Source organism: Agrobacterium sp. SORGH_AS_0745 (assembly GCF_030818995.1).
Taxonomy (GTDB): domain Bacteria; phylum Pseudomonadota; class Alphaproteobacteria; order Rhizobiales; family Rhizobiaceae; genus Agrobacterium; species Agrobacterium tumefaciens.
Window position 1 is genome coordinate 282,414 of the sequence record NZ_JAUTBI010000001.1, and the last position, 14,812, is coordinate 297,225.

11 protein-coding genes and 3 pseudogenes are annotated in these 14,812 nt (G+C 54.7%); 6 read left to right on the forward strand and 8 right to left on the reverse strand.

Features of this window, described 5'->3' with window-relative positions:
* Nucleotides 1-7: 7 nt before the first annotated feature.
* The 4 genes from QE432_RS01270 to QE432_RS01285 are packed head-to-tail and all read right to left on the reverse strand — an operon-like array spanning nucleotide 8 to nucleotide 4,492.
* On the reverse strand, nucleotides 8-940 hold the full coding sequence (locus QE432_RS01270; protein ID WP_111801945.1) for an NAD-dependent epimerase/dehydratase family protein: 933 nt from the start codon (nucleotides 938-940) through the stop codon (nucleotides 8-10).
* Nucleotides 940-1,761 (reverse strand): SDR family NAD(P)-dependent oxidoreductase, encoded by an 822-nt coding sequence (locus QE432_RS01275; RefSeq protein WP_306623121.1) that lies wholly within the window; start codon nucleotides 1,759-1,761, stop codon nucleotides 940-942. The genes QE432_RS01270 and QE432_RS01275 overlap by 1 nt, the downstream gene beginning before the upstream one ends.
* On the reverse strand, nucleotides 1,689-3,026 hold the full coding sequence (locus QE432_RS01280; protein ID WP_306623124.1) for an FAD-binding oxidoreductase: 1,338 nt from the start codon (nucleotides 3,024-3,026) through the stop codon (nucleotides 1,689-1,691). Before QE432_RS01280 ends, QE432_RS01275 begins: the two co-directional genes overlap by 73 nt.
* On the reverse strand, nucleotides 3,023-4,492 hold the full coding sequence (locus QE432_RS01285; RefSeq protein WP_111801948.1) for a UbiA family prenyltransferase: 1,470 nt from the start codon (nucleotides 4,490-4,492) through the stop codon (nucleotides 3,023-3,025). Before QE432_RS01285 ends, QE432_RS01280 begins: the two co-directional genes overlap by 4 nt.
* Nucleotides 4,493-5,004: 512 nt before the next feature.
* Between QE432_RS01285 and QE432_RS01290 the strand changes: the two genes are divergently transcribed.
* Both QE432_RS01290 and QE432_RS01295 read left to right on the forward strand, forming a co-directional pair.
* A complete protein-coding gene (locus QE432_RS01290; RefSeq protein WP_306623129.1) occupies nucleotides 5,005-5,502 on the forward strand; it encodes a hypothetical protein in 498 nt (165 codons plus the stop codon).
* 194 nt (nucleotides 5,503-5,696) lie between these two features.
* Nucleotides 5,697-6,195: pseudogene (locus QE432_RS01295) on the forward strand (IS630 family transposase); the annotation flags it as partial.
* A 15-nt stretch (nucleotides 6,196-6,210) separates the two neighbouring features.
* Here the strand turns inward: QE432_RS01295 and QE432_RS01300 are convergent.
* Nucleotides 6,211-6,725 (reverse strand): annotated as a pseudogene (locus QE432_RS01300) (IS66 family transposase); the annotation flags it as partial.
* Between the two features lie 47 nt (nucleotides 6,726-6,772).
* Here QE432_RS01300 and QE432_RS26605 point away from each other — a divergent pair.
* The 3 genes and pseudogenes from QE432_RS26605 (at nucleotide 6,773) to QE432_RS01310 (ending at nucleotide 10,507) form a co-directional block, all read left to right on the forward strand.
* On the forward strand, nucleotides 6,773-7,048 hold the full coding sequence (locus QE432_RS26605; protein ID WP_373465118.1) for a transposase: 276 nt from the start codon (nucleotides 6,773-6,775) through the stop codon (nucleotides 7,046-7,048).
* Nucleotides 7,049-7,453: 405 nt separating this feature from the next.
* Nucleotides 7,454-9,222, forward strand: a pseudogene (locus tag QE432_RS01305) (ABC transporter ATP-binding protein).
* A gap of 505 nt (nucleotides 9,223-9,727) precedes the next feature.
* Nucleotides 9,728-10,507 carry a 2-keto-4-pentenoate hydratase gene (locus QE432_RS01310; RefSeq protein WP_306623132.1) on the forward strand — a complete coding sequence of 260 codons (780 nt, stop codon included), beginning with the start codon at nucleotides 9,728-9,730 and terminating at the stop codon, nucleotides 10,505-10,507.
* A 144-nt stretch (nucleotides 10,508-10,651) separates the two neighbouring features.
* On the opposite strand, the gene QE432_RS01315 is transcribed toward QE432_RS01310, so the two are convergent.
* A complete protein-coding gene (locus QE432_RS01315; protein ID WP_004431095.1) occupies nucleotides 10,652-11,602 on the reverse strand; it encodes a bile acid:sodium symporter family protein in 951 nt (316 codons plus the stop codon).
* Nucleotides 11,603-11,810: 208 nt separating this feature from the next.
* Entirely contained in the window at nucleotides 11,811-12,611 is an 801-nt protein-coding gene (locus tag QE432_RS01320; protein WP_065660253.1) for a hypothetical protein, read from the reverse strand.
* A 138-nt stretch (nucleotides 12,612-12,749) separates the two neighbouring features.
* Between QE432_RS01320 and QE432_RS01325 the strand changes: the two genes are divergently transcribed.
* Nucleotides 12,750-13,817, forward strand: coding sequence for a linear amide C-N hydrolase (locus QE432_RS01325; protein ID WP_025594990.1), 1,068 nt, complete (start codon nucleotides 12,750-12,752; stop codon nucleotides 13,815-13,817).
* 32 nt (nucleotides 13,818-13,849) lie between these two features.
* Here the strand turns inward: QE432_RS01325 and QE432_RS01330 are convergent, their stop codons facing one another.
* A complete protein-coding gene (locus tag QE432_RS01330) occupies nucleotides 13,850-14,806 on the reverse strand; it encodes a hypothetical protein (RefSeq protein WP_111789894.1) in 957 nt (318 codons plus the stop codon).
* Nucleotides 14,807-14,812: the final 6 nt, after the last annotated feature.

Genomic DNA, 14,812 nt, shown 5'->3' on the forward strand with positions numbered 1-14,812 from the left:
TTGTCTCCTAAAAATCCAGTACAATCTTGCTGTATGTCGGGTGCAAATAGGTCTCACTGATTGCCTTGCGCAACGGAGTAGCCTCCACCCCAAAGACGGTCGGCCAATCGATCACCGGAAATGTTTCGGGTATCACGAGCGCCTCGAGTTGGCTGGTTGTGAAAGGGGGCTTGGCGCTCACCTTTCCGTAGACGAAAAGAAGCCACCAAAATACCGTGTAGGGGATGTTTATGATCCGGGCCTTGGGCTTTACGGTGCTGTGGATCAGATTTATCAGGTCGCCATAATAAACCTGCTCCAGCCCCGAAATATCGTAGGTCCCGGTCGGCATCTTCTCCATGGAAGAGATGATGATCGCAGCAAAATCTCCGACATACAAAGGCTGCCTGATGAACTTGCCGTCGCCGGGAATCGGAAAGGCGGGCGTGCGATCCATGAACCGGCGAAGCCATCCCAGATGCTTACGATCGAACCAGCCGAACATCAGCGTCGGACGCAAAATCACATGCGGGATATCCGTCACAGTATCGATCAACTGTTCCTGAGCCGTTTTTGATCGCGTGTAGAAGTCATCAGCTTTTGAGTTTACCACCGAAGACGAGATATGCACAAAATAAGGTGTTTTATGCATACGCATCGCCGCTACGATATTCTCTGTCGCGGTGACATTGTTTTCGATGAATTCGTGTTCGTCCAGACCACCGATCTGTGCTTGATTAAGCAGAACGGCGTCCACGCCCCGGAACGCATTTTGCCATTCTCCAGGCACGGCCAGATCAGCTTCTAGGACTTCAATTTCAGGGTTCAGCCGGCGCAGCAACGCTGTGTTGCTAGGATGTTTGTCGATGCCGATGATCTCAAGCCCGTCGACACCCTTGAGGCGCGCAATGATATTTTGGCCCACCAGGCCCGCAGCGCCCGTTATGAGGATTTTCTTCATTATATCTCCATCCGATTGAAGATGCGATTGGGGATATTTCGGATAACCAGCATGATGTAACGCCAGAACCCAGGCGCATAGGCGACCGGCCCGCCGCGTAGCGCGCTGGCATGAACCACCGCCGCAATCTGCTCGGGCTTCGCCCAAAGAAGGCCGGTCCTATTCATGCCATCTGTCATCGGCGTTATTGTCGGACCGGGTTTTACCAGAACAGCCCGTGGCCCCTTGTTTGCAAAACGATGTGCAATACCTTGCACGAGTACCGCCAATCCGGATTTAGCCGCACCATAGATATAGTTAGCCCGACGCCCGCGATCCCCCGCAACCGATCCGATAACCACCAGGGCGCCCCTCGCCTGTCGCTCAAGCAAATCTGCCGACGCCAGGCACCAGGCGGCGGCAGAATTGAAATTGACCCTCAAAATCTCTTCAGCGCGTTCTGTGTCCCGCTCCGCCTCATGCTGATCACCCAGAATACCGTAGGCCAGGATAATATGATCGACACCACCGATCTGGCCGGCGAAACCCTGCAGCTGAGCAGCTGCGTCACTTGGCGTCGCGAGGTCGCAGGTAGCAATCTCAACGCGCCCTGCACCGCGGCTCCTCAGATCGGCCGAAGTTTGTTCCAAACGGCCCATATCGCGACCGACAAGCAGAATGGATGCTCCTTCAGCGGCATAAATCCGCGCAGTCGCCATAGCGATGGAGGACGTAGCTCCCAAGAGAATAATTCGCAATTGTTTTTCCTTTAACCCTGAGTCACCCGCGTCCAAAAACCTGAACGAAATCCCGGATCGATATGTTTTGAGAAGAGATGCCAATCCGGATAACCGTCTTGGAATATCCTGGCCGGCATCCTGCCGTCCTTGGCGGGATAGAGGCGTCCTTTAGCCTCCATCACGATAGCATCCAGCCGATCCATCAACTTCAGCGTCGTCTCTCCCCGATTCGGAAAATCCAACGCCAGAGTTGTCCCCTCGCGCGGGAACGATAGAAGTCCGGGCGACTGGATTGAACCGAATGTCTTAAGGACAGCAAGAAACGAGCCCTGTCCACTCGCGGCAATCGTTTTCAACATCTCATTCGTCGCGTCTTCCTGCACAGATGGAGGGACAACGGATTGGTATTGATACATGCCCCTCCTGCCATACATGCGGTTCCATCGGCCGATCGAGTCCAGCGGATAAAAGAAAGGATAAATACCCGTCCTGCTTTTCCCGCTTTTCTTGCGGCCCCGGTAGAAGTAAGCGGCATTGAAGGCACGAATAGAATAGCTGTTCATGGCTGCAGCCGGCAAGCTAACGGGCATGGTGAGCGCGGTATTGCCGCTGTCCAGCAGACGGGAACCGAGTTTTGCGTGATTTCCACGCGTAAATATTCCCCGCCCCAGCCTGTCTCCGCCAGAGAGGCAGTCAATCCAAGAGACGCTATATTCGAAATCTGCCTCGCTCTCCTCAGCAAGGTGAAAAAACTCTTTTGTATTACCAAATGGAATGTTTTCAACGTCGATGACAGCGCTCTGGATGGGTATTACCTCCAACTCGACCCATGTTATAAGCCCTGTCAGCCCTAATCCGCCGACGGTCGCGGCGAACAGCCCGGTCGCGTCGTCCGCAGCCAACTCGATTTCTTCGCCATCGGATCGCAACAAGCCGATGCGCCTTACCCAACGGCCTATAGTGCCGGTTCTGTGATGGTTTTTACCATGCACGTCGTTTGCGATAGCGCCGGCAATCGTTACAAAACGGGTGCCGGGGGTGACAGGTATAAAATACCCTTGATGAACAATGATCCTGAGGATGGTGTCGATGGACAAACCTGCCTCTGCACGCAGGAGCCTTGTTTCAGGATCGAAGTGAATTACCCTGTCAAGGGAAGTCATGTCGATCAACCCTCCGTTAGGGTTTAGTCCGCTATCGCCATAGGAACGGCGCAGACCACACGCTAACAAGGGAATATCCAGTTTAAGAGCCTCATTCATCAATGACGGCAATTCGTCTCGCCAGGTCGGACGCGACAGCATATGCCGGGCCTTGAGCACGCCGCCCCACGAACTAACTCCAAGAGCGGACGCAAAACGGCTCATAACGCCACCATAAAAACGATCGCAATGGCCGCGCCGAGACCGATACTTACATTGTCCCTGATGGCGAAACTGACGGGGTCATCGTTCATCCTTCCCCTGTGAGCCAATATCCAAATACGGCCTAGCCATACCGACAACAGGACAGGAATGGCGGATAGAAATTCTGGACGCGCATAGTCATTGCCCGCCAGCATTTCCATCAGGATAAAAATAACCAGAACGACAAGCGACGCCATCGCCGCACTCACGCCGAGCGAAAGTGTGAGCGGCGCATCCCCTACCTCATAACCTCTGCTCTTAAGGCTCGCGCCACCGCTGGTGGACGCACGAACAATCTCGGTATGGCGTTTCGCAACAGCGAGGGAAAAGAAAAAGAAAACAGCAAATGTCAGAAGCCAAGCCGGACGCGAATGCTCTAACAGAACAGCGCCCATCACCACACGTGATGTAAAGAGGAGGCCGATTATCAGCGTATCGAGGAGAGGAATACGCTTAAGCCCAAGTGAATAGGCGCCTGTGACAACAAAGTAACCCAAAAGCACCGAAGCGAATTGCAACGAAAGCAGACCTGCCGCAAGAAAGCCCGCTAAAATAAGTGCTACTGCAAGCACGAATCCCGATCTGATCGACAAGCGGCCGCTCGCCATAGCTCGGCTGCGTTTCGACCAATGCTGCCGATCTGCGGGCAGATCGGCAATATCGTTCAAAAGATACGTACCAGATGTCACCGCCAGCAGACACACAAATGCGAGAAGCGTTTCGACAATCAAAAATGCGTTTGACCATTGGTGAGCGAGAATTAGCGGAACAAAAATCAAAACGTTTTTTGTCCAGTGATGGACACGAATTGCCTTCAAGAACTCTTTTACACCGAGAGGCGGGGTGGAAAACTCGGCAATCACGGGCTTGTTCAGCTTCTTGGCCTTTGCAGCAACGCCGCTACTCGCACCAGCCAAAACTATCGCATCTGCTGTATCCCAAACCGACAAATCCGCATTGCTATCGCCGACATAGATGAACCCTCCTGGAAAACGCGAGGCCAGATAGTTCGCTTTAGCAGGGCCTTTCAGGTTGCTCTGGCTGGATCCAACTGCGGAATCAAATATTCCAATCTTCGCTGCAACAACATCAACGATCGACTGGTCCGCAGCAGAACACAAATGCAGAGTGTGCCCCTCACCTGCTTTCAAGCGCAGCCAATTCACCAGATCTTCCCTGAAGGGCAAAACAAGCGAAGTGAGATCCAAGTGTTTTGCGATGGAAGCTTTAAGGACATGGCGGCCACGTGAAAGGGTTGGCAGCGCCGACAGCAATGCGAAAGGCTTTCGGAACAAAGAGAGTGCTGCGGCCTCATAAAGCGTATCCGATAAAAGAAGCGTTCCATCCAAATCAACGACAATGGGTAAAGCGGACCGGGCCTCGCCAGTTGTGGAACTCTGTCTCTCTGATGAATTGTTTAAACTCATAATGCCCTTGCTCTCTCACGTCGCGTCGCTACAGCCTATACGAAAATAACCATCCCATTGCTATCCGCTCATTTGCAGAATTGGGAATGCGCCAGCAGACCTTTGTTAGCAGGCCTCTCGCCTGTCGCCGGAATATTTAAAATATTTAAGATTAAGCGCGAGACGTTCTATATATTTCCGGTCTTAATATTCCCATACCCCATATATTTGTACTGGAGTCGGTCTTTCATGATCGAAACAACGGCGCTTTTCTTCATCACCGCGTTTCTATACTATTTTTCACTCGGCATGCGCGAGGGGTTTTAGCATCCGTTGCAACGCATTTCTGCTTTGTGTGCAACGCTCGCTTTGCTGCACAAGTCAACGACGGCATTGCCCGTGATGATCGTTGCGGCGTTGATCTATGCTTATGTAACCCTGCGTCAGGCGGAACGATTTAAATCGCTCTTCAAATTCAAAGTACTTGCTGTTCCGGTTTTCGGCTTCTTGATTCCCGTCATAGTCGCTTACGTGTGGGTAAAATTTACCGCCGATCAGAAATCGCTGAACATACTCGGCGAGTATCTGACATCCGCTCGTCTGAACTCCTGGAACTGGGGCCACGCTGGCTCAGAGATTTTGCACCTACGATCTACGATGAAGTCATTCTGCTGCGGATGTTCGTCGGAAATCTCGGTGCCGTCGACGTTATTTTGCATGGCGCTTGCCCTTGGTTTCCTGCCGTTTTTATGTTCCCCAATCTGCATATAATTCATACCTACTATCCGACGGCCAACCTTGCTTTACTTCTATTTGCGGCAGCCTTGGCACTTGGAACGTTCCACAATTACGCTCCTAAAGCAGTCACGGGATTTCTTCTTTTTATCTTGGCGTCAAACGACGTCTATTTCGGAATAAAATACTACCCGACCATATCTCAACAATCCAGCAGCTATGATCGCGACATCGCAGTTGGGAAATCGATAAAAAAACGCCACTACAGAGAGCGGGCAGTTTATCGCACGGGGTAACTATTGGAGCTCGACATTTTCCTATTTCGCAGAGCGTAAATCTTCTACGATTCCCGATTGCCTCACGCAAACTGATGATGTTTTGATGCATCCTGAAAAATACCTCGATGCAGACCAGCTTAGCGGTCTTATCTTCTGCGGCAAAGATAATCTGGATCCTGCTCTTTTCACTAATTTTGTCGCGCGGGTTCAAAGATGAAGCTCGTATCGGGCAGAAGAACAAGATCACGCGCCGCTGGGCAAAACGTGGAAGACGGCCTTCAGCGCCACACGATCAGCGAACAAGGTCACCCTACATCTTCGGTGCGATCTGCACGATGCTCGGAAAGGCGGCAGCACTCGTCATGCCTCGGTCCGACACCCACGCCATGCCCCAGCACCTGGCCGAAATCTCCCGCGTCGTTGCCGAGGACGCGCACGCCATACTCAACATGGATCAAGCGGGCTAGCACAATTTCCAACCATCTCGTTGTGCCCGACAACATCACCATCTTACCGCTACCGCCGAAGTCGCCGGAGCTTAACCCGGGTGAAAATCTCTGGCTATTCTTGCGCGAAAACTGGCTCTCAAACCAGGTCCTCAAATCATACGAAGACACCGTCGACTATTGCTGCGACGCTTGGCGGAGACTCGAAAGCAAGCCATGGCGCATCATGTCCAACGGCCGAAGAGAATGGGCTAATGGGTTCTGATCATTGAGGGACCGTATAATCGATGGGCTCGATCACCTCGGACGATTTGCTGAGCGTAGCGCGCTCCCGTTTCAGCCACGCGTGCTTGTCGTCGAACAGCGGCTTGCTCTTTTCCTGCCGTGCGGCCAACCGTTCTGCGGCGCTCAATCCATTGATGTCGCGCTCGATCTCAAACAGCGCGTCGTACCGTTGGACGGCCTCCAAGACGAGCGGCGAGATTGGCTTACCTTTGCGTTTGCGGTCGCGGGCGCTTTTCTGGATGCCGGCCAGTGCAAAGAATTTGCGCCGCGCGTGCGCATGAAAAAAAGACGAAGGTGATCGGTACCGCTTTCTTTCCGGCGACACTGAGCGGCTCGAAACCATTGTAACAATCACTCTGCAGAATGCCGCGATACCCGCGGCCAGTGCTTCTGCGGATGCTCGCCGCGGCGGTCGCTCGACGCATAGTATATGGCTGCCGGCGCCGCGGCGCCGCCGTAAGGCCGGTAATCGCATACGTACGTCCATATTCGTCGGGTCGTGCATTTGTCTGCTTGATCGTGCGCCACAATGGCAGCCCCAAAGTCATCATGCCGTGGTGCGACATCTAGGCGATGACTCTCGTCATGTCGCTGACGATGCTCACGCCATCCTTATTATCGACCAGGCGGGCTGGCACATGTGCAACAATCTCGTCGTCCCCGGCAAAATCACCATTGTGCCGTTGCCGCTAAAGTCCCCGGAGCTGAAACCGGCCGAAAACTTCTGGCAGTCTATGCCCCGGAACTGGCTTTCAAAGCGGGTCTTCAAATCCTACGATGACATCGTCGATCATCGCTGCAATGCTTGGCGAAAGCTCGGGAGCCAGCCGTGAAGCACTGTGTCCATCAGTCACATGAAATGGATCGATGAGTTCTAATCATTGAGTGCTAATGTAAGCGACTTTGCCTTCAGCCGCATCTGAAGACGCATAACCGCAGTCCGCCCCATCGATAGGGGCACGCCGATATTGACAGGCAGAATGAGGAAGACTATTGCCTAGCGACAAATGTGGGCACATATAGCTTCAACAATATAGCTTCTAGTCCTCGCAAGCGCGCCGCCGCGGGACCAACCTGAATAGAGGCTGGCGCGTACCCCTGCAGCACTTATCGATGATGTAACAAGGTGAATACAAGTAACATGCTGACTAGGTGACACGACAATTACCTTCGCCATGGGGCGGTGAGCAGGTCTTATCTCGGAACGTTATTTATCTTGAATTCGTAAGGATATTGCAGTGATCGGATCATTTTTGTCGCCAGACGACAAAAAGCTGCTAGCGCGGCTCTTTAAGGAAAACTTCAAAAAACACGTTGGCTGGTATTCTGCGGCGATTGCTGCAATGCTTATCGTAGCAGGTACGACCTCTCTCAGCGCATGGATCATGCGTGATATCGTCAACAGTGTTTATCTGAAGCAGGGTTTCGACGTTGTCCTTGAGATTGCGTTTGCGGTTGCCGCCATTTTCATCGTTAAAGGCTTCGCCACCTTTGTACAGAGCTACTACCTCAGCAAAGCGGGCAACAGCATTGTTGCCGAGCAACAGCGAAAAATCTATGATCGGTTATTGAAACAGGGAGTCTCCTTTTTTCAGAACCTGCCGTCCTCCGAATTGCTTGTGCGCGTCACCTACAATGCACAAGCGGCCCGAAGCGTCATAGACACGATCGTAACGTCTTTCGTCCGTGACCTCTTTTCACTCCTTGGCCTGATTATCGTGATGTTCGCTCAGAATTTCCTTTTGAGTGCGATTTCCATGATTATCGGTCCTTTGGCGATATTCAGCGTTCGTCTCGTTCTACGTCGAGTTCGCAAAATCATGGAAGCGGAACTTGCTTCACTCGGAGAAATCGTCAACGTCGTGCAGGAAACCAGCATCCGTTCGGCGTTCGCGTCATCAAGGCATTCTCTCTCGAAAAGCTGATGCGCCAGCGCATGAACAAGGCGGTATCCGATGTCGAGCAACGCGCCAATGGCATTGCGAAGCTTGAAGCGGCGACCAGCCCGATCATGGAGACACTGTCCGGTCTCGCCATTGCCGCTGTCATCGCCGTATCCGGTTACACTGTTCTTGAAAAAGGTGGTTCGCCGGGCGACCTGATGGCCTTCATTACTGCCCTGCTTCTCGCCTATGAGCCAGCCAAGCGTCTCGCCCGCATGCGTGTCCAGATCGAGGGCGGTATGATCGGCGTGCGTATGATGTTCGAGGTTCTGGACGCTCCGTTGACACTTGCCGAAAAGAAGGATGCCCAGCCGCTCCCCAAGGCAAGCGGCAATGTGGAACTCAAGAACGTCAGCTTCGAGTATGTTGCTAACCAGCCGGTTCTGAAGGACGTCAGTGTCCTCTTCGAGGGTGGCAAGATGACTGCGCTGGTCGGGCCTTCCGGCAGCGGCAAGTCGACGATCATCAACCTCATGATGCGTCTTTATGATCCGCAAAGCGGTTCGGTCGAGATCAACGGAATGGATTTGCGCGATGTGTCCTTCGCAAGCCTGCGCGAGCATGTTTCTTACGTGGGTCAGGAAACCTTCCTCTTCTCGGGAACGGTGAAGCACAACATTTCTGTCGGTCGTGACAACGCTACCGATGAGGAAATCATCGCTGCGGCCAAAGCGGCCAACGCACATGATTTCATCATGAGCATGCCCGATGGTTATGACAGCAAGCTTGGCGAAAACGGCTCTGGTCTGTCTGGCGGCCAAAGGCAGCGTGTTGCCATCGCCCGCGCCATGCTGAGAGATGCGGACATATTGATCCTCGACGAAGCAACGAGCGCGCTCGATTCCGAATCCGAAGCGCTTGTCCGAGACGCGCTTGAGCGGTTGACGTTTAACAAGACATCGATTGTCATTGCTCACCGGCTCTCCACGATCAACCGCGCCGACAAGATCGTCGTCATGGATAATGGTCAGGTTGTCGAGCAGGGAAGCCGTCGCGAGCTGCTCGCGACGGATGGTCTCTACAAGCGCTTGCACAGCATCCAGTTCGATGCGGACGTAGCCTAAGTCAAACAATTATCGGGCGGCATTGCCGCCCGATCCTTATTAAGCTTGCCTGTTATGTCAGATACCTCCGGCCGGTTATGCCGATTACAAGGCGATATCCATATCGCTCGCTGCCCTCACCAGGAGCGGCAGAATCTGCCACGCGTTCATCGCTCAACCCTATTAGCGGCGCGGCAAAGCTCATAGTGCCGGCGACTTCCTTCCCCTAACGGATGGCAACAGCGATTACCCCCTCCTCGGCGGCCAAAGCTTGAGCCTGCTCGGCCCATTGCTTGTGAACCCGTACCAAATCGACGATCTACAAAACCTCGTGCTCTGGCTCGATCCGGCTAATGCCCGGTGACGTCGTCACGACCCGTACGCCGCTCCGCGTCTGCCTGGAATGAAGCCGACGGTCTTCTTCAAAGCTCGAGATGTTGTAGAACTTAGCATAGATGGCCTTGGCAAGCAGCGCCAAATCGTGACAGCATTCGCCCAATAGACTGAAGCGAGGATGATGACGGGAATGACGGCGATCGAAAAACTGGCCCAGGACCTTGTGAAAGCAGGCCTGAACAGCGGCAAAATTGCGCTGGCGTCAATCGAGGTGGATGGCCTCGTTCCAGACGGCCTTGAAGATGCCATGGCCGTTCAACGCGCTTTCGTTGAAGCTTCAGGCAAAACGGTGGGGGGCTGGAAGCTGGCGATCCGGCCGGACGGGAACGCGGTTGCTGCGCCGATGGTCGATTGTTATGGCGTCGATGAGGATAACGTCGCGTCTTTTACTGGAAGAGACGTTGAAGGCATCGAGGTGGAAATCTGTTTCACCCTCGTCTCCGACATACCCGCGGCAACCGCAACCCCGCTAAGCAGGGCCGATATATTGACGCATATCGACGCCGTTCACCTCGGCGTCGAGCTCCTCGGCTACCGACTGGTGGAAAAGAACCAGGTTCCCTTCCCGCTTTTTCTGGCGGATCGCCTTGCCAATCGCGGATTTGTTCTCGGGCCGGAAATCAACGCGGCAATCGTTGATACTTTTGCCGACAATACCGGCGATCTGCCGCATCTGACGGTGACCGAAGGCACAGATATCCGTTTCGATGCGGTGGTGAAACACCCAAATACCGACCCACTCGCCCCGCTCATCGCTTTCGCCAATTCCAACCTCAATAGAAATGGAACGCTGAAGCGCGGACAGATCGTCACCACCGGCAGTCTTTGTGGTGCAATAACAAGCAACCTTGCAGCCGACACCTATATCGATATGAAACCGGTCGGGGCTTTCACACTTTCATGCTCTTGATCGTCGCCTGTCGCCATAGACGCGGATAGTGCTTCCGCGTCGATGGCGATTTTGGTCGAGGCGTTGCGGATCTAAGGCGTCATGTTTCGAAGCCCCCCTTTCGGGCTGCTTCATATCCCGTCGGCCAGTCTCCGGCCGGCGATCCTATCCGGCTTTCGTCGTCGCCGTCGTGTCCACGCGGCCCGAAAACCAGTTGGCCAGCAACGCGCCGGAGATATTGTGCCAGACGCTGAAGATGGCGCTGGGCACAGCTGCGAGAGGCGAGAAATAGGCTGTCGCGAGAGCGGCACCGAGACCGGAGTTCTGCATTCCCACCTCGATGGCGATTGCCTTGCGCTTGGCGAGGGAGAGACCGGTCGCCTTCGCCGCAAAATAGCCAAGCAGATATCCAAGACCGTTATGGAGAACCACGACGGCAAATATCATCAGTCCAGACTGGGCTATCGCACCTTTCGATGCGCCGACAACCGCCGAAACAATCAGAACGATACCGATCACGCTGACAAGCGGCAACGCAGGCACAGCCGCCTTGACGACGTTCGGCAACAGCTTCTGCAAGGCGGCTCCAAGTGCCAGCGGCACCAGAACGACCTTGACGATGCTCAGGAACATTGCCCAGCCATCAACCGGCAGGAACTGGCTGGCGAACAACCACACGAGGAATGGCGTCACCAAGGGAGCAGCAAGCGTCGTCACTGACGTGCAGGCGACGGAAAGGGCGACGTCGCCCTTCGAAAGATATGTCATGACATTGGACGATGTACCGCCCGGGCAGCAGCCAACCAGGATGACACCTGCTGCCACTTCCGGTGGCATCGGGATTAGCAGAGTCAGCAGCACCGCAAGTAACGGCATGATGAGGAACTGCCCGAGCACCCCGATGGTGACATCAACAGGGCGCCTCACGACTTCACGAAAATCGTCGACCGAAAGTGTGAGCCCCATGCCGAACATGATGATCGACAGAAGCGTAACGATCCACGGCGCAATCTGCTTGAAGGTTTCTGGAAAATAAAAGCCGAGCACGGCAAACAAGATGACCCAGACCGCAAAGGTTCTTCCCACGAAAGCCGAAACGGCTGCCAGCGATTTCATGTCTATACTCCCAAAATGAACATGAGACCCCGTCTAGTCGGCATGGTCGCTGTGTCAAGGTCACGCGGGACGGTCAGTGGTCCATGCGCGGATGAGATCAGGACGAGCCCCAACAAACATCAGTGCAAAGCGCGGACGCAGCGGGCGAAGTGCATCTTCACAACCACAGGCGGGTAGACCGCACAGGGTGTGCGTCGGGCGTAAACCGTCAAAACCTGTAGGTCAGCCCGACAACAGGGCCACTCAGCCGCGAATCGAAGACGTAGCCGTTATGCGAATAATCGACATCAAGCACCTTGTAGCCGGCCGAGACAGAGAGTGTATCGGTAAAGATGTAGTTCACCGTCGCCAGGGCCGACCATGTCAGATCCGATCCTGCGCCAAATCCGCCGATGTCTACCTGACCCTGAAGTGAAAGCCGGTCCGTCACGCCAAAAAATACCCTTGCGCCGATGACTGGATCCACCCAGCCGAAGTTTTCCTTGTGGGTTGCCGACACGCTGCCGATCAATGGGTGACTGGCCGTAACCGCGACCTCGTTGGAAATATGCCAGAAGCGTGCACCCGCCAGCGCATCGAGCGTGAACCCTTCCGTATCCACGATCCGATACCCGGCCTGCAGCGTTGCCATGAATTCCTGGGTATCGACATCAGCGTTGATGGCCGCCCCCGGGGGCAGCGTCGGCAAGCCGGGAATTTGCAGGGCCGGCAACGGGCCGGTGGCCTTGCTGTCGGTCGTGTCGACATACATCAAGTCGCCGGACAGAACGAAGCGGTCGTACCGCCCCCAGATATTAACAAATCCCCCGAAGTTGAGATCATCCATGACGTCGGAAAATGATTTCTCGACGTGAAGCGTCGGCGCACGCCGGAACGGTGAAATGTTGCCGTTCAACCCGGTTGCCCACAAATAGCCCGTGACCTGAAGCGCCCAATCGGGTTGATCAACTCCCGCGGGAGTGAAACTCTGCGCATCCGCACCTAAGGCCAAGCTTGCGGAAAAAACCATAACGGTCGAAAAAATAGATAATTTTAGCAAAGGCTTACCCCCCGTCCGGCACCGAAGGTAAACCGATTTGACATCCGGCAACAAGTCCGATTTTCTATCATACGCTGCAATCGCGCCGCGAGCACCGGAGGATGCACCATGCGACCGAAGACCATTCCTTTTTTGTCTGCCTGCACCGCCACCGTTTTTTCCATTGCCACGCTTGCGACATCGGTGGCTGAAGCCTGCACACGGTTCGTCTATCTGGGTGAAAACGACCAGGTCATGACTGCCCGCTCCATGGACTGGAAAACAGATGTTGGCACGAACATCTGGGTCTTTCCGCGCGGAATGGAGCGATCTGGCGAGGCCGGGCCGAACTCGGTCAAATGGACCTCGAAATACGGCAGCGTCATTGCCTCGGGCTACGATATTTCCACCACGGATGGCATGAACGAAGCTGGCCTTGCCGCCAACGTGCTCTGGCTGGTCGAGTCGAGTTACCCGGCCTATGATGGCAAGTCTCCGGGACTGTCCATTGCGGCATGGGCGCAATATGTACTCGACAATTTCGCCACGGTCGGCGAGGCCGTCAACGCACTCGAAAAGAACCCCTTCACGGTGGTGACGGACAGTGTGCCGGGGGAAGAACGTCTCGCAACGCTGCATCTATCGCTGTCGGATGCGAGCGGCGACAGCGCAATCGTTGAATATATCGATGGCAAACAGGTCATTCACCACAGCCGCAAATACCAGGTGATGACCAATTCCCCGACTTTCGACAAACAGCTGGCCCTCAACGAATACTGGACGCAGATCGGGGGCACGGTGATGCTTCCCGGCACGAACCGGGCATCGGACCGATTTGCCCGCGCAGCGTTTTACGCCAATGCAATCCCCAAAAGCGAAGACCCGGTCGAGGCAATCGCCAGCGTGTTCAGCGTCATCCGCAACGTCTCGGTGCCCTATGGCATAACCACCCCCGACCAGCCGAACATTTCTTCAACGCGCTGGCGCACGGTGATCGACCACAAGCGAAAGCTCTATTTCTTCGAATCCGCTTTGACGCCGAACATCTTCTGGATAGACATGACAAAGCTCGACGTCTCGAAAGAAACAGGCTCCGTGAAGAAACTCGACCTGGGGCCAAATCAGATCCACATTTACTCCGGCATGGCGAACGACAGGCTGAAAGATAGCAAGCCTTTCAAATTCCTCGGACTTTGAGAGTGCCGCGGCGACGGCGCCGCACCCTGCCCTTACCAGCCATTCAGGCAGACGACCGTCCTGTCATCGCTGAATTCGGTGCTTGTCGAACCTTTTACCGAAGGATAGTCGGCGAGTTTGTGAAAATCTGCCGCCTCGACGCGGTCAAATTCCGCTTCCCAGTCAGCGACATCGGTTCCAGCCGGCAGAGACAGATAACCGTCGGAAAAGATTTCAAGGCTCACAAGCGTGTCCTTGGCGATGCTAAGATCGACCGTCCCCTCTTCTATGACCGTTCCGCCATTGACCGAGGCGTATCCCAGTACGTGTCCCTGCCTGTTTGCGAATTGCGGCTGGACGCGAATTCCTCCCATCAGAAATTCCTCGACTGCGTCGATATCGCTCTCAAGACCGCTCATGCGGGCTGCGGCAATGACAACATTCTCCGCCTCCTGCGCAGTCATGATGCCGTTTTCGACAGCGGAACGCAGGCCGGAAAAGATGGTCGCGCGCGTGCGTGCCTCGGCTGCATCACCATCCCCCATAAAGGCAAAAAGCTGCTTGAAGACAAGGATGCGTGCCGATGTACTTACCTTGTCTATAAGCTTGGCATGCTGCAGCAACCGGGAGCCGTTGATACGCACACCGGAATCGCCGGCCAGAAGCAGGCGGAAACTGTCTCCCAGGTCGGCAACGATTGCCAGGGTTGTCGACGGTGGATGGCTGGCATTGATGCGCTCGGCCTCCTGCTTCAAGATATCGCTGATGTTCTGAAAGAGCTTGGGCGCGGCTATTGTTTCCAGCGTGCCATCGAGGCCCATTTTCGCCACGGCATTTGCGGCAGCAAGTGCTGCGATACGGCCCGAGCTCAAGCCGCCGTAACTTGCACCGGTAGGGTCGGTCGCACCGTCAAAAACGGCCAGAACCCGTCCCGGTATGATCAGCGCCACATCGTCCCCGGGCGTTGCGGCGTTCTTGTATTTCGATTGCGAAAAGCTCGCGATATTCATCGTCGT